Origin of the sequence: Ktedonobacter sp. SOSP1-85 (assembly GCF_016587415.1) — a bacterium.
GTDB lineage: Bacteria > Chloroflexota > Ktedonobacteria > Ktedonobacterales > Ktedonobacteraceae > Ktedonobacter.
On sequence record NZ_BNJI01000002.1, the window covers coordinates 2,140,552 to 2,162,269 of the forward strand.

Annotated in this window: 1 protein-coding gene and 2 pseudogenes; all 3 read right to left on the bottom strand. The window is 61.0% G+C overall.

The window, feature by feature from the left end:
• Positions 1-11,610, bottom strand: a pseudogene (locus KTE_RS48275) (amino acid adenylation domain-containing protein); the annotation flags it as partial.
• A gap of 44 nt (positions 11,611-11,654) precedes the next feature.
• Positions 11,655-13,808: pseudogene (locus KTE_RS37570) on the bottom strand (AMP-binding protein); the annotation flags it as partial.
• Positions 13,809-13,861: 53 nt separating this feature from the next.
• Entirely contained in the window at positions 13,862-21,673 is a 7,812-nt protein-coding gene (locus tag KTE_RS37575) for a non-ribosomal peptide synthetase (RefSeq protein WP_201390852.1), read from the bottom strand.
• Positions 21,674-21,718 lie beyond the last annotated feature (45 nt).

Below are 21,718 nucleotides of genomic sequence, written 5' to 3' on the forward strand. Positions count from 1 at the left end.
GCTCGTCACGTGGTCCCACAAATGCCTCAGCTTCTGTGGCAGGGCGTAGAGTGGCAAGCGCATGCCGATCGACCTTGCCATTGGGCGTCAGAGGGAAGGCGTCAAGCTGGACATACTGGCTGGGCACCATGTACTCTGGGAGCACCTGCTTCAGCTCATCGCGCCATGCTTTGACCTGTCGCTTCTCTTCGCCCTCTTCCCCGACGAGATAGGCAACCAGGCGCTGCTCCTCGGGTGTGTCTCCCAGCAGGATCACTACGCTTTGCTTCACGCCCGCCAGCCCATTGAGCGCCGCCTCGATCTCGCCGAGCTCGATGCGGTAGCCACGCAGCTTGATCTGCTCATCGCGTCGCCCCAGGTACTCCAGCGTGCCATCCGCGCGGTAGCGCGCCCGGTCCCCAGTGCGGTAGAGCCGCTCGCCTCCTCGCTCGCTGAAGGGATGAGGCACAAAGCGCTCGGCGGTCTGCTCCGGTCGTTGGCGATAGCCACGCGCCAGGCCCACCCCTCCGATGTAGAGTTCACCCTCCACACCGATAGGGACCAACTCCTGGTGCTCGTCGAGGACGTAGAGCTGCGTGTTCGCGATAGGCCGCCCAATGGGCACCTCGCCCTCCACTGTATCTTCTGCCCCGACCTCGTGGACACAGCAGCCCACCACGGTCTCGGTGGGTCCATACTCGTTGATCAGCCGAGTCTGCGGAGCATGCCTGCGCCAGGGGGCTACCACCTCGCTGGCGAGGGCCTCGCCTCCGATGACCAGCACGCGTACCTTTCCCGCCAGCGCGCGTTCCCCCAGGAGCTCGGTCAGGGCGCGTAGTCCCGCCGGGGTGATCTTGAGCACGCTCATCTGCTGGCTGTTGCGCACCTGCTGGGCCAGGGCCTGAAGGTCTTGCTCCTGCGGGAGCAGCCGGACGCCGCAACCAGCCAGCAGGGCCGGGTAGAGACTGGTCACGGTCAGGTCAAAGCTGGGAGAGGAGTGGACCAGGGCCGCCGTTCCCCCGGCAACGTCATAGGCTTGTCGACTCCACGTGACATAGTTGAGCAGACCCTGCTGGGTGATCATGGCGCCCTTGGGCTGGCCGGTGGAGCCGGAGGTATAGATCATATAGGCCAACTGCTCTGGGAGCACCTGCACCTGGAGGTTCTCCGCGCGCTGCTGGCTGATGGTGGGCCACTGCTGATCGAGACAGAGCACCGGGACCTCGCTGTGGGGCAGGCGTTCGCGTAGCTCCTGCCGGGTGAGCAGGACGCGCAGGCCCGCATCCTGGCTCATGAAGGCCAGGCGTTCGCGAGGATAGGCCGGGTCGAGGGGCACATAGGCTCCCCCGCCTTGAGCACGGCCAGCAGCGCGACGAGGAGCTCAGGAGTGCGCGAGAGGCACAGGCCCACCAGGACCTCGGGTCCCACGCCCTGGGCACGCAGGGTGCGTGCCAATTGGTTGGCGCGCGCATTGAGGGTGGCATAGCTGAGCTGCTCCTCAGCGCAGATGAGGGCGATGCGCTCGGGAGTGCGGGCTACCTGTGCCTCAAAGAGCTGCTGCACACTCAGCGGTGGCAGGGGCTCCTGTGCCTGGTTCCAGTAGTGCAGGAGCTGGTCGCGCTCGTCCTGACTGAGCAGGCAGAGGCGCCCAATGGGCTGCTCGGGTGCGTCAAGGAGCTGCTCAAGCACCAGTTGCCACTGGCGCAGCAAGCGAGCGATGGTGGCAGGGGCAAAGAGGGCCGTGGCGTACTCGATGGTGGTACGCAGGCCCTGCTCGCTGGGGGCGACCACGACCTGGAGCTCGAACTTGCTCGTGTGCTGCTCCAGGCGGAACTCCTCGGTGGCGAGGGAGAGCGGCTCCTCGGCCTGGGTGGGCAGGTTGGGTTGGCTGAAGAGGACCTGGAAGAGGGGCGAGCGGCTGCGGTCGCGCTGGGGCTGGACGGCCTCGACGACCTGCTCAAAGGGGAGGTCCTGGTGGGCATAGGCCTGCAAGCAGACCTGGCGCACCTGGGTGAGCAGGTCGAGGAAGGAGGGCGTGCCCGAGAGGTCGCAGCGCAGGACCAGGGTATTGACGAAGAAGCCAATGAGGCCCTCGACCTCGTCGCGGGTACGATTGGCGATAGGGGTGCCTACGGCGATATCCTGCTGTCCACTCAGGCGTGCGAGCAAGACCTGGAAGGCGGCCAGCAGGGTCATAAAGAGGGTGACGCCCTGGCGCTGGGAGAGGGCTTGCAGCCGGGTGAGCAGGTCGAGGGGCACGAGTTGGTGCAGGCGAGCGCCCTCCACGCGCTGGATGGCGGGACGAGGGGCATCGGTGGGCAGGGTCAGGGGGGTGATGCCCGCCAGCTGGGTTTTCCAGTAGGAGAGCTGCTCCTGCAAGACGGGGCCCTGGAGCCACTGGCGCTGCCAGAGGGCGTAGTCGGCGTACTGGATGGGCAGAGGTGGCAGGGTGGGTAGCAGCCCCTGGGAGGCAGCCTGGTAGAGCTGAATGAGTTCCTGGGTGAGGATGCCGCTGGACCAGCCATCGGAGATGATATGGTGCATCGAGAGCAGCAGGACCTGGTCCTGGGAGTCGAGCTGGAGCAGCCAGCTGCGCAAGAGCGGGCCATGAGCCAGGTCGAAGGGCAGGGCAAGATGCTGCTGGAGGATGCTGCGTGCGATGGGCTCGCGTGCAGCCGGAGGCAGGGAGCGCAGATCGAGTACGGTGAGCGGGGAGGAGGGGGCAGCACCGATATGCTGGACAGCCACTGCGCCCTGGGAGGGGAAGGTGGTACGCAGGCTCTCATGACGCTGGATGACGAGGTGCAAGGCCAGGTCGAGGGCCTGGATATCGATGGAGCCGCGCAGGCGGACGGCATTGGGAATGGTGTAAGCGGTGCTCTGAGGATCGAGCTGGTGCAGGAACCAGAGGCGTTGCTGGGCGAAGGAGAGCGGTAGCGCCTCCTCTCGCGAGACTGGCTGAATCGGCGAGAGGTCCGTGCTCTGTCCCTGGCGCAAGATTTGTTCAATTACCCTGGCCAGGCCGGCTATCGTTGGCGTCTCGAATAGTTTATGGAGAGGGACTTCGATCTGTAACACACTCCGCAGGCGCGAGACCATTTGCGTTGCCAGCAGCGAATGCCCTCCTAACTGGAAGAAGTTCTCGTGAATGCCAACTTGCTTGCTATGAAGCACCTCTTTCCAGACCTCGGTGATGATCTCCTCAAGCGGATTACGCGGCGTGGCAAGCTGTTCCTGGACCTCGTCCTCCGCTGGATTGAGCGCCGCCAGGGTACGGCGATCCACTTTGCCATGGAAGGTACGTGGGAGAGCGTCCAGCATCACGATACGCGAGGGGATCATATACTCGGGGAGCGTATCCTGCATATAGTGTCGAAGCTCTGGCTCCACCTCTTGTAAGCGACTTTTGTGTGCTGGATTGTTGACATAGTCAGACCAGGATTTGCGCGGTACCAGCTCTTCTGGTGGGAAGGGGAGCGCGTTTGGCGTCTCCTGGCGCCTGAAGAGAATATTAAAGCTTCCATCATCGCTGGCGCTGGACCAGCAGATGTCCACCAGGTAGGAGAGCTCCTGGCCTAGCGCCCATATTTCCTGCGGGTCAATTCCTGTCGCCCCAGGCACATTCTGCATGTATGCTTGCACATCTCTTACTGTGGCTAGCTCTTCTTGCTTCCTGGCAAGCAGTTCCACAGCCCTGGCATCGGCCAGGAGACGCGCATTGGGAACCTGTTTAATTCCCAGATTTGCAGGCTTGCTCGCCTGGAGATATATGCGCAGTTTGGGTACCGTCAGCGCCTGCTCGCTCCAATCCAGCCAGGGCGTTGTGCCGGGCAAGGCGCTCTTTCTCTCTCCCACCTGCAACACGACATCGTATTTGAAGCGGGTAATCTCATTGGGGAAGTCACTGCTCTTCAGTTGTACCCGCGCCAGGCTGAGCTGCGGTAGATGCGTGTGTAGCAGCGCAAAGTATGCAGGATCGATCACAAAATCTTTCTCGGATGACATCAGCTCTCGAATACGCTCTTGCATCTGTGCGATAGGCAGCGAGGGCGCCGCCCGATATATCTGCACTGATGTATGAAATGTTGTGAGGAGCGAGAGGCTACGCAGCCCACCAATAAAGATCGACCCGCCTTTTTTAACAAGCGGCGTGATCTGTTCCAGCACGCGCTCAAAGTAGTCAAGATTGGGGAAGTGTTGTACCACTTCATTCAAAATGACGACATCGAAGCTCTCCCTGGCAAAACCCATCTGTGATACCTCGTGCGCTGCTCCCGGTGCGAGCGTGACATTGGCAAACTCCGGCTCACGCGCGGCTAATTGCGCTCGCAGGTGTCGCAGGGCCGCCTCTGAGAGATCTACACCGCTGTACTGGCGACACTGAGGGGCCAATCTGAAGAGGAGGAGACCGGTGCCACAGCCAATCTCTAGTATCTCTAATGTCTCTAATGACCGCTCGGGTTGAAGGGCTGCGACGCGCTCTACCACACCGTTCACGCTATCGAGCACCTCTGCGACTGGCAAGGGGGTATTGGTATAGCTGCTCGTCCAGATATTGGTGTTGATGGCCTCATCTTGTGCTGAAAACGCCTGCTCCTGAGAGTAGAGTTGATCATATACCGTTTGGAACAAGGAAACGTGTTCTGTCTCCACGGTCGCGTCGGTCGTGTCTATCTCCGCGGTCTGCTGTGCGACATAGGCTATCAGGTGTTTCTGGCTGGCTTCATCTTCGTGAACGACAACGGCACATTCCCGTACGACTGGATGCTGCTGGAGAGTGGCTTCGATCTCGCCCAGCTCGATGCGATAGCCCCTTATTTTTACCTGCTGGTCGACACGCCCCAGAAACTCAAGCGTTCCATCAGGCAGGTAGCGGGCCAGGTCGCCCGTGCGGTAGATGCGCTGGCCTGGTTGCTCGCTGAAGGGATGCGGGATAAACTTTTCTGCGGTCAGCTCTGTGTGATGGAGATATCCGCGTGCCAGTCCCGCCCCGCCAATACACAGCTCGCCTGCCACGCCAACGGGTACAGGTTGCTGATAAAGGTCGACCAGGTAGAGCTGCACATTGGGAACCGGGCGACCAATGGGGACGGTAGCTCCCACTCCCTGAGGCCGGTCATGATAGACGCTGCTCCACACAGTTCCCTCTGTCGGCCCATACTCATTGAAGAGCGCGATCTCTGCGTACAGCTCGTGATGCAACTGGCTCAAGGAGGGGGCGCACGCCTCGCCAGCGACGATCACTGTGCGTAAACTACGCAGTTGCTCCTTGCTTGCCTGCTGAAGGATGAGCGTGTAGAGCGAGGGGACCGTCAGGACATGCGAGACGGCGAGACGCGCGATGATCTCAGAAATATGGAGGAGTTCATCCCGCAGTTGCGCGGGTGGAAGCACAAGCGTTCCTCCCTGCGTCAGCGTCCAGAAAATGCCCGCCACCGAGCTATCAAACGTGAAGGGCGAGAGCAGGAGATAGCTCGTGACAGGGTCAGCATAGTAATGGTGACGTGCGAGTGTGGAATGGACAACATTCCGGTGGCTGATAAGCACTCCCTTTGGTCGGCCAGTAGACCCTGATGTATAGATGATATATGCCAGGTTATCGGGCGAGACCTTTGCGGCTGGGTTGAGGGTGCTGGTCTGCACAAGGGATGGCCAATCACTATCCAGGCAGAGGATACGCGCCGCCTGCTGAGAAAGCCTTGTGCGTAGGTGCCCCTGCGTCAGGATGATGGTGAGTTGGGTGTCTTCACGGATAAAGGACACCCGCTCCTGAGGCTGACTGGGATCCAGGGGAACGTAGGCGCCTCCAGCTTTGAGGATTGCCAGCATCGCCACGAGAACCTCGAAGGAACGCTCCATGTAGATGCCCACCGGCACATCTGGTCCGACCTGCAAGGTGGAACGCAGGAAGTGCGCAAGCTGATTCGCGCGCTGATTAAGCGCCGCGTAGGAGAGAAAGCCTCCCTCAAAGGTGACTGCCACCTGATCTGGAGTCCGTTCGGCCTGGGCTTCTATCAATTGATGGAGGCAGAGATCGACCTGAGGCGTGACCTGAGCCTGGTTCCACTCAATCAGCATCTGCTGGTTCTCCGCTGGTGTCAACAGGGCTAATTGCGCCAGGGGGAGCTGGGGTTGGCTCACAATCTCTTGCAGAAGCACATGGAAATGTTGCAGTAGCCGGTCAATCGTCTCAGCCGCGAAGAGGTCAGTGCTATACTCAGCCGTGCATCGTAGCCCTTCCTGCGTATCTGTAATGTTAAGCATCAGGTCGAACTTTGTGGTCAGGCCCTCTCGTGCCAGGCCACTCACGCTGAGCTGTGGAAGTACTTCAAGGGCCTCTGCTTCCTGCTGCGCTTGTTGCAGGCTAAAGGAGACCTGGAAGAGAGGCGAGCGGCTGCGGTCGCGCTCGGGTTGCAGCACTTCAACCAGCTTCTCGAAGGGGATGTCCTGGTGGGCATAGGCTCCCAGGCAGACCTCGCGTACCCGCGCGAGCAAGGTCTGAAATGTGGGATTCCCTGTTAGATCGGCGCGCAAAACCAGGGTATTGATAAAGAAGCCAATCAACCCTTCCAGCGCCGCGTGCGTGCGATTGGCTATGGGAGTTCCCACCGCGATATCATCCTGCCCGCTGTAGCGTGCAAGTAAGTGCTGGAAGGCCGCCAACAGGGTCATGAAGAGGGTGGCCCCTTCGCGCTGGGAGAGGGATTGCAGATCGTCGCGCAGAGGTGGTGGCAAGAGGAGGCTCTGGCGCGCTCCTCGGAAGGTCATCACCGCCGGGCGCGGATAATCGGTTGGAAGTTCGAGAGGCGTGAGCGCGGCCAGCTGATCCTGCCAGTAGCGCATCTGCTCCTCCAGTGCATGGCCCTGGAGCCATTGGCGCTGCCAGAGCGCAAAATCGGCATATTGGATTGGTAGGGGAGGTAGGGTCAAGGCGCGACCCATGGCAAAGGAGACATAGAGAGCCGTCATCTCACGGATAAAGATCTCCATCGACCAGCCATCGGAGACAATATGATGCATTGTAAATAACAAGGCATGCTCTTCTTCATCCAGGCGCAACAGGATTGTGCGTAATAGAGGTCCCTCGGCTAGATTGAAGGGGCGCCCCGCCTCCTGGTACATGAGTTGCTCAACTATAGTCTGGCGCTCCTGGCCTGTGCAGGCCCGTAGATCAAGTAGCGGCAGATATGCCTCCTGCGTTGGAGCGATGATCTGTACCGGCTGGTCATAGCGTACATGGAATGTGGTACGCAGAGTCTCGTGGCGCCGGATCATCTCCTGCAAGCTCTGATGCAGGGCCTGAATCTCTAAGCGCCCCTGTAACCTGATAGCGGTAGGGATGGAGTAGAGGGCCGTATCTGGCTGCAACTGCTCCAGAAACCACAGGCGCTGCTGCGCGAAGGAGAGTGGGATATCGTCCGTCTGTCTCCGAGGCTCCAGAGCTGGAACTTCGAGCCCCTTCCGGCCATACAAGGTTGCCTCTACATGCTGTGCTAATCCTGCAATCGTCGGCTCTTCGAAGAGCACGCGTAGCGGGATATCCATTTGCAACACCGCCCGGATACGCGAGATAACCCGCATCGCGAGCAGTGAATGTCCCCCCACTTCAAAGAAGTTATCGTACATATCTATGTGTTGTATGCCTAGCACATCGCGCCAGGTACCCGCTATGACCTCTTCTATGGCCGTGCGAGGAGCGACCAGACTGGCCCCTCGCTCTCTAGCAGAGATATCCGGCAGGGGGAGAGCGCGCCGATCCACCTTCCCATTCGTCGTCAGGGGCAAGGCATCCAGTTCCACAAAGGCCGATGGGAGCATATACTCTGGTAGCTGTTGTCTGAGATGCTGCCGTAGGGCCTGGATCTTGATGGTGTGCTCCCGCGTAGGAACCAGGTAGGCTATCAAGCGTTTATCGTCCAGCGCTTTGCCCACAAGCTGTACGACGACTTCGCCGATGCCTGGATAGCGACTGATGGTGGCCTCAATCTCACTCAATTCAATGCGGTAGCCGCGCAGTTTTACCTGGTGATCGAGTCGACCCAGATACTCGATATCGCCGCCCTCCAGGTAGCGCGCCTTGTCCCCAGTACGGTAGAGCCTTTCGCCCGGAATACTACTCAGGGGATTAGGGATGAAGCGTTCGGCTGTCAGGCCTGGCTGATGAATATAGCCTCGTGCCAGGCTAACGCCGCCGATATAGAGTTCGCCCGGCACGCCGATCGGAACTGGCTTGAAGGCAGAATCCAACAGATGGATCTGCGTCTGGCTTATGGGACGTCCGATGGGAGGATAGGCAACCCAGCTCGAAGGAGCCCCACTCAGGGTATAGGCTGTAATGACATGGCTCTCGGACGGCCCATAATGGTTATGTAAAGGACAGTCTAATACAGTCTGGAAAAGCTTAATCACCGACGAGGTAATCTGCATTTGCTCGCCTGTTGTTGTCACTTCCTTGAGGTAGAGTGTGCTCGCTTCCCGACGCGTATACTCTTCCGCGAGCTGATGCAATACGACTACCGGAAGTATTACCTTCTCAATCGCCATCAGGGAGAGGAAATCTGCCAGGCCGATGATGTCTTGTCGTAATGCTTCGTCCGCCATCAGTAGCGTTCCACCTGATCCCAAGGTAGAGAAAATCTCCATAAAGCTGACATCAAAACCCAGGGATGCGAATTGGAGCATTCTAGCCTCGGTCAACAAGGTTGCCAGATGCCAGCGGAAGAGATTGCTTAGCGTGCGATGTGGCAAGCCGGTGCCCTTTGGCCTGCCAGTCGAGCCAGACGTATAAATCACATAGGCCAGTTGTTCCTGGCTGATGATTCCCTGCGGGTTCGCTGTTGGAAACGAGGCAATGCTCGCCCAATCTATATCCAGGCACACAGTAGTGGCTTGCCGGGCTGGTACCTTGCCATGGAGCCGCTGCTGGGTTAGCAGCACTGCGATCCGCGCATCCTCGACCATCAGCGCCAGGCGTTCCTCGGGATATGTGGGATCTAGCGGAACACACACGCCTCCCGCTTTAAAAATTGCGAGGACTCCCATGACCATCTCAGGCGAACGTTCCATACAGACGCCTACCGTAATATCCGGCCCAACCCCCAGCGACTGGAGGTAGTGAGCAAGCTGGTTCGTATGCTGGTTTAAGGCTTGATATGTGAGTTGTTTGTCTGCATGGACAATCGCTACTGCATCCGGTCTTGCCTCAACCTGTCCTTCAAAGAGCTGGTGGGCGCAACTGTCTTGCTGAGAGGCCGTTACAGGCTGATTCCAATCGACCAAGAGCAGGCGCTCCTCCTCGCTGGTCAAAAGCGGAAGATCCGCGATACACTGCTGGGGATTGCTCACGATGCCTTCTAATAAGACCTGCCAATGGGTAAGGAGGCGCTCGATGGTTCTCTCCTCGAAGAGATCTCGACAGTACTCGACGTTACAATATATCCCCTCCTCGCTCTGGGTCAGCGCTAAGGTCAGGTCAAACTTGGATGTCGTCTTCTCCTCGGGAAAGCCTTCTAGTTCGAGGCCCGTGGTGTCCTCAAGCGTTTGCTCCTGCTTGTGCTGCAAGATAAACATTACCTGGAAGAGCGGTGAGCGTTGCAAGTCACGTGAAGGCTGTAGCTCCTCAACCAGGCGCTCGAAGGGGAGATCTTGATGTCCATAAGCTCCCAGAGCCGCCACGCGCACCCGCGAGAGTAGCTCTACAAATGAGGGATTGCCTGAAAGGTCGGCGCGCATGACCAGCGTATTGACGAAGAAGCCAATGAGTCCCTCTACCTCTGGATAGCTCCTATTCGCGATAGGGGTCCCAACCGCGATATCGTCCTGCCCGCTATAACGAGCCAGTAGGACCTGGAAGGCTGCCAGCAAGGTCATAAAGAGCGTGACGCCATGCTGCCTGCTCAGATTAAGCAAAGCTGCCGACATGGAGGCCGGGAGTTCGCTATGCGCGCTGGCCCCCCGGAAGGTCTGTATGGGTGGTCGCGGATGGTCAGTTGGTAGCTCCAGCGGCACGATCCCCGCCAGGTGCTCTTTCCAATAATCCATCTGCTGCTGTAAGACCGCCCCTTGCAACCAGGAGCGCTGCCAAAGGGCATAGTCGGCGTATTGTACTGGCAGGGGTGCCAATGGATTGGGTTTCTGCTGGCTGAAGGCCTGGTAGAGCTGGAGCATCTCGCGTGAGAATATCCCGCGAGACCATGCGTCCGAGATGCAGTGATGCATCGTCATCAGCATTATATGCTCCCTGATGGAGAGGCGAACGAGGTGCATACGCAAGACAGGCCCTCGCTCCAGATCGAAGGGCAACTGCGCCTCCAGCTGCGCCAGGCGTTCCCCTTCCTCAACCTGGTCCTGCCCCACCAGCTGGCTCAGGTCAATCCAGGTGACATTTGCCTGGTTGGTTGGATGAATGATCTGTACCGGCTGCCCATCTCGGGTGGCAAAGGTGGTGCGTAGCACTTCATGTCTGTTCACTACCTCCTGCAAGCTCTGCTCAAAGGCGTTGGCCACGATGGAGCCTTTGAGCTTCAAGGCCGTCGGTACATTGTAGGTCGCCTGCCCTGGCTCTAACTGGTCAAGGAACCAGAGGCGTTGCTGGGCGAAGGAGAGCGGCAGCGCCTCGTCCTGGGAGCGCGGCATAATGGCTGGAACCGCCAGCCCCTTCCCACTGAGGACCTCCCGCTGTAGAAGAGCGGTTAGCTGCGCGATGGTCGGGGCCTCAAAGAGCCAGGGAATGGGGACCTCCACGCCGAAGACCGCCCGCACCCTGGCGATCAGCCGCGTCCCCAACAGGGAATGCCCTCCCAACAGGAAGAAGTTCTCCTGCCTGCCCAGTCCCTTCCTGCCCAACACCTCTTCCCAGATGCCCAGCATTAGCTCCTCAACCGGGGTACGCGCCTCCTCTCTCCGCTCGGGCGTCGCCTGTGACTCGCGCTCAGGCCTGGGGAGGCGCTGGCGGTCAAGCTTGCCATTGCTTGTCAGAGGCAAGCGTTCCAGCTGCACCCAGGCGCTGGGAAGCATATAGGCAGGAACCTGAGTCTCCAGGGCCTCACGCAACTGCTGGGCACCGGGTCCCGGCATCTCCCACGGCACGACGTATCCCACGAGTTGCTCGGGTTCGCCCTCCTCCTGCCAGAGCTGGACCACGGCCTCGCGCACCCCTCCATGGTGGCGCACTTGCTCCTCAATCTCTCCCAACTCGATGCGGTAGCCGCGCAGCTTGATCTGGTCGTCGCGTCGCCCGAGGAAGGTCAGCGTGCCCTCCTCGCCCTCGCGCACCCAGTCGCCTGTGCGATAGAGGCGTTGCTTCTCTCCTCCCACGAGAAGCTCGAGGAAGCGCTCCTGGGTCTGCTCGGGTTGCTGGACATAGCCTGCCGCCAGGTCCGCGCCACCCAGGTAGAGTTCCCCACTGACACCGGTGGGCACCCACTGCTGCTGCTCGTCGAGGATGAAAGCCTGCATGTTGGCGATGGGACGACCCAGCGGCACGCTCCGCCCACGCTGCTCCTGGGAAGGAATCGCCACCTGCTCGATGGGTCCCAGCTCATTGATGAGGGCCCCGATGGTGGTCTCGGTGGGTCCATAGTGGTTGTAGAGCCGGTAGGAGCCGCCCAGTTGTTGGAGTTGCTCAACCAGCGACCAGCGGAGCTCCTCGCCCCCAGGAGCAAGTGTGCTCGTGGCAGAACATCACTTCCGCCACCAGCGAGCAAGGCTTGCAGGTGAGAGGGCACGATCTTGAGCACATCGAGAGGAGAGATGCGTGCATAGTCAGCAAAGGCGGCGCCATCACGGATCTGTTCCTCGGAGAGGAGGTGCAGGCAGCCGCCGCAGGCCCAGGCGCAGAAGATGCTGGTATTGCCCAGGTCGGCAGCCAGGCTCGAGACGGTAGCCAGGTGCAGCCCTGGCGTGAGGGCCAGTTGCTCACAAAGGGCCTGGGTGTAGTTGCTCACGCCCAGGTGGGTGACCTCGACGCCTTTGGGCCAGCCAGTGGAGCCGGAGGTATACATCACATAGGCGATTTGGTGTGGCGTGACCTCCACGGAGGGGGGCGTCTTGGGACAGGTCGCCAGCTGCTCGCCAAGGGTCTCCCAGAGCAGGAGGGGAGCGTTTGCCTGAGGGAGACGCTCCTGGATCTGCGCGCTGCTTATGATGAGAGCAGGCTCGATCTGTTCAAGGAGATGAGCCAGGCGAGCGGTGGGAGCCTCCAGGTCGAGGGGCACGTAGGTGCCTCCAGCCTTGAGTACGCCTAGCAGGCTGATGAGGCCAGTGGCCCCTCGGGGCAGGCAGAGGGCGACGCGCCCACCAGAGTGCAGCCCTCGCTGCTGCAAGAGATGAGCGAGCTGGTTGCTCTGCTGTTCCAGCTGCTCATAGCTCCAGAGGTCCAGGCCCCAGCGCAGGGCGGGAGCCTGGGGGTGCTGCTCTGCCTGGTGGGTGAAGAGGGTGTGCAGGGGAGCAAAGAGCCAGTCGCGGTGGATACCTTGCCAGCGGGTCTGGACCTGGCGCTGCTGCGTTTCGTTGAGGAGGGTCAGGGTGCCCAGGGAGGTCTGAGGCGCCGCGATTACCTGCTCGATGACGTGCTGAAGCATGCTCAGGAGTTGCTGCGCCTGGGTGGAGGTGAAGAGGGTTGGCTGGTAGCGCAACTGGAGCGTGAGGCGCTCGCCCATCTGGAGAACGTGTAAATGGAGGGAGGCAGGCTCTTGCCAGGTGCTCTGGCGCAGGAGGCGAGCTTGGAGACCACCAACCTGCCAGTGCTCAGGCCATTGCTGGTAGGCGAAGCTGAGGGGAAAGCGCTGCTCCTGTCGCTCCAGTTCAGGCGCCAGTTCCTCCCAGCGAAAATAGAGCTGCTTCTCCTGTACTTCTTGTAGCGTGAGCACTGTCTCATCCAGGGCCTCTACAAAAGGCATGCTGGCATCGAGGGTGAGGGCGAAGGGAACTGTGCGGGCGTAGGGACCCGGCGCGCGGCGCAGGTCTTCGTCTCCTCGCCCATCGCAGGCCACGCCGATGAGGGGATTTTCCCGCGTGAGCCGCCAGAGCACAACCTGCCAACAGGCCAGGATATATGCTTCCAGCGATGTCTCACTTTGCGTGCTCAACTCCTGTATCTCTAGCTGCCAGGCCCTCTCCAGATATATTTCGAGTGCGTGAGTCTGTCCTCCTGCCAGGCGTACCAGTCGCCCCTCGCGCTCAAATGGGAGAGGTGCCAACCGCTTCTCTTTCACGCCAAAGCCACGCCAGAACTCCTGAGGACCATTGTTCCCTCCCTCCTGCACTAGCTCCTCTTGCCAGGCGCTGATATCGACGTATTGCAGTTCTTCCTCGTCCTGCATCCGGCCCTCCCCATTGAGAATGGCTTGATAACGCTTCAAGAGGTCGTCGAGCACGACCTGGAGCGTCTCGGCATCTGCGCAGAGTGCCGACAGGCGTAGGAGAAGTACATGCCTCTCCTCTTCCAGCTGAAAGAGTTCGATCTTGAGCGCTTCCTCCTCCAGGTGCCCTCCCCGCTGTATGCACTGGGCCTGCCAATGCTCGTCGAGTACAGCCTCTTGCTGGACCTCATTCAGACGACTCAGATTTACGAGTGGCGGGAGGAGCCTGGTGGGTGCTCCTATGAACTGCATAGGCTGATCCATGCCTGCCAGGATGGCGAAGCTAGTTCGCAAGATCTCGTGGCCTTCTACCAGCTGCGTGAGAGCCTCCTGCAATGCTCCAAAGGAAAGGGGTCCCTCGAACAGGAACATTCCCTGTGTGCGCTCGACCTCGTGGTTCTGCAACCATCCCCACAGGCGCTCCTGTTGCTGGGAAAGATGAACCGCTTGTACATCTGCTGTTTGCATGAACTTGCTCCTCTATACCAGATAAGAACTGTCTTTTTTTTCAATAATGATGATCATTCCGCGTTGCCAGGCAATTGGAGGCGTCCAGCCCGGCGCCCCTTGAGTTGCTGGCGCATGGCCTGCTGCTCCTTTGTCTTCCGTTCCTTCTCGTCCTCGGTTGCCATCTCCAGGCTTATTATCTTTGTGTTAGGCTGAGCGACAATCGAGCGCAGTAGGGCTTGATAGCGTTCTGCAAAAGCCACGATGCTCTCTTCGCGGAAGAGGTCAGTGCTATAGTTGATCGAGACATACAACCGGTTCTCGTCTTCGGTGACAAAGAGTGCCAAGTCGAATTTGGCCGTGTTTTTCTCACGATCAACTCCCTCAAGTACCAGGCCGGGCAGCTCGACCTCTGTTGTGGGGACGTTCTGCATCACAAAAAGTACATTCACGAGCGGCGTCCGGCTGCCGACGCGCTCCAGGCGCAGATGTTCAACCACCGTCTCAAAGGGGAGTTCCTGGTGCATGTAAGCCCCCAGGACCATCTCGCGCACTCCTCGCAGAACACTGAGGAACTTGGGGTTCCCGCTCAAGTTGGTGCGCAAAGCCAGCATATTAATGAAAAAGCCGATCAGCCCTTCGGTCTCTAGCTGGGTGCGGTTGGCGCTATCGGTTCCCACGACGATGTCCTCCTGCCCGCTGAGCCGATACAAGAGCACCTGTAAGCCTGACAGCAGTAACATAAAGAGTGTGGCTCCCTCTTGCTGGCTGAGCTTCTTCAGCCGCTGCGTCAGCTCCTCATCCAGGCGAAACGCGTAGCGAGCCCCGCTCTGGCTCATGACCTGTGGGCGTGGGTAATCGCCGGGCAGCTCGACTGCCCGTGCCTCGCTGAGCTGGCGCGTCCAGTAGCGCACCTGTTCGCGCAACACCTCGCCCTGTAACCAGCGCCGTTGCCAGGCGGCGTAATCCGCATACTGGATGGGCAATGGTGTCAGGGGCGAGGGCTGATGCTCCACAAACGCCTGGTAGAGTGCGCTGAGCTCCCGTACCAGGACCCCCATCGACCAGCCATCAGAGATGATATGGTGCATTGAGAGCAGCAAGATATGCTCGTCCTCTCTCTCCTTGAGCAGGGTCGCCCGCCAGAGGGGACCTCGCGAGAGATCAAATGGTTTTTCCGCTTCTGCTTGTATCAGCTGGCTTAATTGCTTTTCCCTATGCTCGCTTGCCGAGTCAGAGAGGTCCACGACTTGCAGGTCCACCTGTGCCTGGAGATGCACGCGCTGTACCACCTCCCCATCCTGCTCTTCAAAGGTGGTGCGCAGGCTCTCATGGCGCTGCTGTAATGCCTGGAGGCTCTGCTGGAGCGCAGTTTGACTCAATCGACCTTGCAGACGTACGGCGTTAAAGATTGTATAGGCGGTGCCCTGAGGATCGAGCTGATGGAGGAACCAGAGCCGCTTCTGAGCGAAGGAGAGTGGTAGATCCTCCGTTCGTGGCACAGGGACAAGCGCCGGTATAGAATCGACTTGCTTCTGGTGCATCTCCTGTTGCAATTTGCCCGCCAGGGCGGTAACCGTAGGAGCCTCAAAGATACTGCCAGGGACCAGCTTCACGCCAAACAGACGATTCACGCGCGAGATGACCTGAAGCGCTCTCAGGGAGTGACCGCCAATCTCAAAGAAGTTCTCGTTCAGACCAATCTGTGGAAGCTTGAGGAGCTCTTTGAAGATCTGTAGCACCTGTGCCTGTATAGGCGTGAGAGCATCTTCATCATCGTCCTGCGCTGGCATTCCCACCTCATTCTCGCCGGGAACTGGTAGATTACGCCGATCGACCTTGCCATTGGGTGTCAGGGGGAAGGCGTCAAGCTGAACATACTGGCTGGGCACCATGTACTCTGGGAGCACCTGCTTCAGCTCATCGCGCCATGCTTTGACCTGTCGCTTCTCTTCGCCCTCTTCCCCGACGAGATAGGCAACCAGGCGCTGCTCCTCAGGTGTGTCTCCCAGCAGGATCACTACGCTTTGCTTCACGCCCGCCAGCCCATTGAGCGCCGCCTCGATCTCGCCGAGCTCGATGCGGTAGCCACGCAGCTTGATCTGCTCATCGCGTCGCCCCAGGTACTCCAGCGTGCCATCCGCGCGGTAGCGCGCCCGGTCCCCGGTGCGGTAGAGCCGCTCGCCTCCTCGCTCGCTGAAGGGATGAGGCACAAAGCGCTCGGCAGTCTGCTCCGGTCGTTGGCGATAGCCACGCGCCAGGCCCACCCCTCCGATGTAGAGTTCACCCTCCACACCGATAGGGACCAGCTCCTGGTGCTCGTCGAGGACGTAGAGCTGTGTGTTCGCGATAGGCCGCCCGATGGGCACCTCGCCCTCCACTGTATCTTCTGCCCCGACCTCGTAGACACAGCAGCCCACCACGGTCTCGGTGGGTCCATACTCGTTGATCAGCCGAGTCTGCGGAGCGTGCCTGCGCCAGGGGGCTACCACCTCGCTGGCGAGGGCCTCACCTCCGATGACCAGGGCGCGCACCTTTCCCGCCAGCGCGCGTTCCCCCAGGAGCTCGGTCAGGGCGCGTAGTCCCGCCGGGGTGATCTTGAGCACGCTCATCTGCTGGCTGTTGCGCACCTGCTGGGCCAGGGCCTGAAGGTCTTGCTCCTGCGGGAGCAACCGGACGCCGCAACCAGCCAGCAGGGCCGGGTAGAGACTGGTCACGGTCAGGTCAAAGCTGGGAGAGGAGTGGACCAGGGCCGCCGTTCCCCCGGCAACGTCATAGGCTTGTCGACTCCACGTGACATAGTTGAGCAGACCCTGCTGGGTGATCATGGCGCCCTTGGGCTGGCCGGTGGAGCCGGAGGTATAGATCATATAGGCCAACTGCTCTGGGAGCACCTGTACCTGGAGGTTCTCCGCGCGCTGCTGGCTGATGGTGGGCCACTGCTGATCGAGACAGAGCACCGGGACTTCGCTGTGGGGCAGGCGTTCGCGTAGCTCCTGCCGGGTGAGCAGGACGCGCAGGCCCGCATCCTGGCTCATGAAGGCCAGGCGTTCGCGAGGATAGGCCGGGTCGAGGGGCACATAGGCTCCCCCCGCCTTGAGCACGGCCAGCAGCGCGACGAGGAGCTCAGGAGTGCGCGAGAGGCACAGGCCCACCAGGACCTCGGGTCCCACGCCCTGGGCACGCAGGGTGCGTGCCAATTGGTTGGCGCGCGCATTGAGGGTGGCATAGCTGAGCTGCTCCTCAGCGCAGATGAGGGCGATGCGCTCGGGAGTGCGGGCTACCTGTGCCTCAAAGAGCTGCTGCACACTCAGCGGTGGCAGGGGCTCCTGTGCCTGGTTCCAGTGGTGCAGGAGCTGGTCGCGCTCGTCCTGACTGAGCAGGCAGAGGCGCCCAATGGGCTGCTCGGGTGCGTCAAGGAGCTGCTCAAGCACCAGTTGCCACTGGCGCAGCAAGCGAGCGATGGTGGCAGGGGCAAAGAGGGCCGTGGCGTACTCGATGGTGGTACGCAGGCCCTGCTCGCTGGGGGCGACCACGACCTGGAGCTCGAACTTGCTCGTGTGCTGCTCCAGGCGGAACTCCTCGGTGGCGAGGGAGAGCGGCTCCTCGGCCTGGGTGGGCAGGTTGGGTTGGCTGAAGAGGACCTGGAAGAGGGGCGAGCGGCTGCGGTCGCGCTGGGGCTGGACGGCCTCGACGACCTGCTCAAAGGGGAGGTCCTGGTGGGCATAGGCCTGCAAGCAGACCTGGCGCACCTGGGTGAGCAGGTCGAGGAAGGAGGGCGTGCCCGAGAGGTCGCAGCGCAGGACCAGGGTATTGACGAAGAAGCCAATGAGGCCCTCGACCTCGTCGCGGGTACGATTGGCGATAGGGGTGCCCACGGCGATATCCTGCTGTCCACTCAGGCGTGCGAGCAAGACCTGGAAGGCGGCCAGCAGGGTCATAAAGAGGGTGACGCCCTGGCGCTGGGAGAGGGCTTGCAGCCGGGTGAGCAGGTCGAGGGGCACGAGTTGGTGCAGGCGAGCGCCCTCCACGCGCTGGATGGCGGGACGAGGGGCATCGGTGGGCAGGGTCAGGGGGGTGATGCCCGCCAGCTGGGTTTTCCAGTAGGAGAGCTGCTCCTGCAAGACGGGGCCCTGGAGCCACTGGCGCTGCCAGAGGGCGTAGTCGGCGTACTGGATGGGCAGAGGTGGCAGGGTGGGTGGCAGCCCCTGGGAGGCAGCCTGGTAGAGCTGAATGAGTTCCTGGGTGAGGATGCCGCTGGACCAGCCATCGGAGATGATATGGTGCATTGAGAGCAGCAGGACCTGATCCTGGGAGTCGAGCTGGAGCAGCCAGCTGCGCAAGAGCGGGCCATGAGCCAGGTCGAAGGGCAGGGCAAGATGCTGCTGGAGGATGCTGCGTGCGATGGGCTCGCGTGCAGCCGGAGGCAGGGAGCGCAGATCGAGCACGGTGAGCGGGGAGGAGGGGGCAGCACCGATATGCTGGACAGCCACTGCGCCCTGGGAGGGGAAGGTGGTACGCAGGCTCTCATGACGCTGGATGACGAGGTGCAAGGCCAGGTCGAGGGCCTGGATATCGATGGAGCCGCGCAGGCGGACGGCATTGGGAATGGTGTAGGCGGTGCTCTGAGGATCGAGCTGGTGCAGGAACCAGAGGCGTTGCTGGGCGAAGGAGAGCGGCAGCGCCTCCTCTCGCGAGACGCGCTCAATCCCCGGGATCACACTCTGCTCTCCTCCCTTGATCTGGCCCTCGACGCGCTCGCTGAGTTGTGCGATGGTGGGGGCCTCAAAGAGCCAGGGAATGGGGACCTCCACGCCAAAGACCGCCCGCACTCTGGCGATCAGCCGCGTCCCCAGCAGGGAATGCCCTCCCAACTGGAAGAAGTTCTCCTGCCTTCCCAGTCCCTTTCTGCCTAACACCTCTTCCCAGATGCCCAGCATCAGCTCCTCAACCGGGGTACGCGCCTCCTCTCTCCGCTCGGGCGTCGCCTGTGACTCGCGCTCAGGCCTGGGGAGGCGCTGGCGGTCAAGCTTGCCATTGCTTGTCAGAGGCAAGCGTTCCAGCTGCACCCAGGCGCTGGGAAGCATGTAGCCGGGAACCTGAGTCTCCAGGGCCTCACGCAACTGCTGGGCACCGGGTCCCGGCATCTCCCACGGCACGACGTATCCCACCAGCTGTTCAGGCTCGCCTTCCTCCTGCCAGAGCTGGACCACGGCCTCGCGCACCCCTCCATGGTGGCGCACTTGCTCCTCAATCTCTCCCAACTCGATGCGGTAGCCTCGCAGCTTGATCTGGTCGTCGCGTCGCCCGAGGAAGGTCAGCGTGCCCTCCTCGCCCTCGCGGACCCAGTCGCCCGTGCGATAGAGGCGTTGCTTCTCTCCTCCCACGAGAAGCTCGAGGAAGCGCTCCTGGGTCTGCTCGGGTTGCTGGACATAGCCTGCCGCCAAGTCGGCGCCACCCAGGTAGAGCTCCCCACTGACACCGGTGGGCACCCACTGCTGCTGCTCGTCGAGGATGAAGGCCTGCATGTTGGCGATAGGACGACCCAGCGGCACGCTCCGCCCACGCTGCTCCTGGGAAGGAATCGCCACCTGCTCGATGGGTCCCAGCTCATTGATGAGGGCCCCGATGGTGGTCTCGGTGGGTCCATAGTGGTTGTAGAGCCGGTAGGAGCCACCCAGTTGTTGGAGTTGCTCAACCAGCGACCAGCGGAGCTCCTCGCCCCCTAGGAGCAAGTGTGCTCGTGGCAGAACGTCACTTCCGCCACCAGCCAGCAGGGCTTGCAGGTGAGAGGGCACGATCTTGAGCACATCGAGAGGAGAGATGCGTACATAGTCAGCGAAGGCTGCGCCATCACGGATCTGCTCCTCGGAGAGGAGGTGCAGGCAGCCGCCGCAGGCCCAGGCGCAGAAGATGCTGGTATTGCCCAGGTCGGCAGCCAGGCTCGAGACGGTAGCCAGGTGCAGTCCTGGCGTGAGGGCCAGTTGCTCACAGAGAGCCTGGGTATAGTTACTCACGCCCAGGTGGGTGACCTCGACGCCCTTGGGCCAGCCAGTGGAGCCGGAGGTATACATCACATAGGCGATTTGGTGTGGCGTGACCTCCACGGAGGGGGGCGTCTTGGGACAGGTCGCCAGCTGCTCGCCAAGGGTCTCCCAGAGCAGGAGGGGAGCGTTTGCCTGAGGGAGACGCTCCTGGATCTGCGCGCTGCTTATGATGAGAGCAGGCTCGATCTGTTCAAGGAGATGAGCCAGGCGAGCGGTGGGAGCCTCCATATCCAGGGGAACATAAGTCCCTCCAGCCTTGAGTACGCCTAGCAGGCTGATGAGGCCAGTGGCCCCTCGGGGCAGGCAGAGGGCGACGCGCCCACCAGAGTGCAGCCCTCGCTGCTGCAAGAGATGAGCGAGCTGGTTGCTCTGCTGTTCCAGCTGCTCATAGCTCCAGAGGTCCAGGCCCCAGCGCAGGGCGGGAGCCTGGGGGTGCTGCTCTGCCTGGTGGGTGAAGAGGGTGTGCAGGGGAGCAAAGAGCCAGTCGCGGCGGATACCTTGCCAGCGGGTCTGGACCTGGCGCTGCTGCGTTTCGTTGAGGAGGGTCAGGGTGCCCAGGGAGGTCTGAGGCGCCACGATTACCTGCTCGATGACGTGCTGAAGCATGCTCAGGAGCTGCTGCGCCTGGGTGGAGGTGAAGAGGGTTGGCTGGTAGCGCAACTGGAGCGTGAGGCGCTCGCCCATCTGGAGAACGTGTAAATGGAGGGAGGCAGGCTCTTGCCAGGTGCTCTGGCGCAGGAGGCGAGCTTGGAGACCACCAACCTGCCAGTGCTCAGGCCATTGCTGGTAGGCGAAGCTGAGGGGAAAGCGCTGCTCCTGTCGCTCCAGTTCAGGCGCCAGTTCCTCCCAGCGAAAATAGAGCTGCTTCTCCTGTACTTCTTGTAGGGCTAATGACGTTTTGGTTAGAGCGCGCTCAAAAGGCATGCTGGCATCGAGGGTGAGGGCGAAGGGAACTGTGCGGGCGTAGGGACCCGGCGCGCGGCGCAGGTCTTCGTCTCCTCGTCCATCGCAGGCCACGCCGATGAGGGGATTTTCCCGCGTGAGTCGCCAGAGCATAATCTGCCAGCAGGCCAGGATATATGCCTCCAGCGATGCCCCGCTTAGCCGTATCCTCTGTTGCCAGGCTCTCTCCAAATTCACCTCAAGCGTTTGAGCGCGCCTGGGAGGGCGTGCATCTCGCTCCTCTCGTTCAAATGGCAGGCGTACCGAGCGCCTCTCCCCCACGTCAAAGCCGCGCCAGAATTCCTGCTGACTATCATTCTCGTCCCCCTGTCCCAACTCCTGCTGCCAGGCGCTGATATCGACGTATTGCAGTTCTTCCTCGTCCTGCATCCGGCCCTCCCCATTGAGAATGGCTTGATAACGCTTCAAGAGGTCGTCGAGCACGACCTGGAGCGTCTCGGCATCTGCGCAGAGCACCGACAGGCGTAGGAGAAGTACATGCCTCTCCTCTTCCAGCTGAAAGAGTTCGGCTGTGAGTACATGCTCTCCCTGGAGATCCCTTCGCTGCATGTGCTGAGTCTGCCAATGCTCATCAAGTATGGTCTTCTGCTGCTCCTCGTCCAGGCAGCTCAGATTCATGAGTGGCGGGAGGAGCGCGGCAGGTGATTGGATCATCTGCATAGGTTGATCCATGCCTGCCAGGATGGCGAAGCTAGTTCGCAAGATCTCGTGGCCTTCTACCAGCTGCGTGAGAGCCTCCTGCAATGCTCCAAAGGAAAGGGGTCCCTCGAACAGGAACATTCCCTGTGTGCGCTCGACCTCGTGGTTCTGCAACCATCCCCACAGGCGCTCCTGTTGCTGGGAAAGATGAACCGCTTGTACATCTGCTGTTTGCATGAACTCGCTCCTCTATACCAGATAAGAACTGTCTTTTTTTCAATA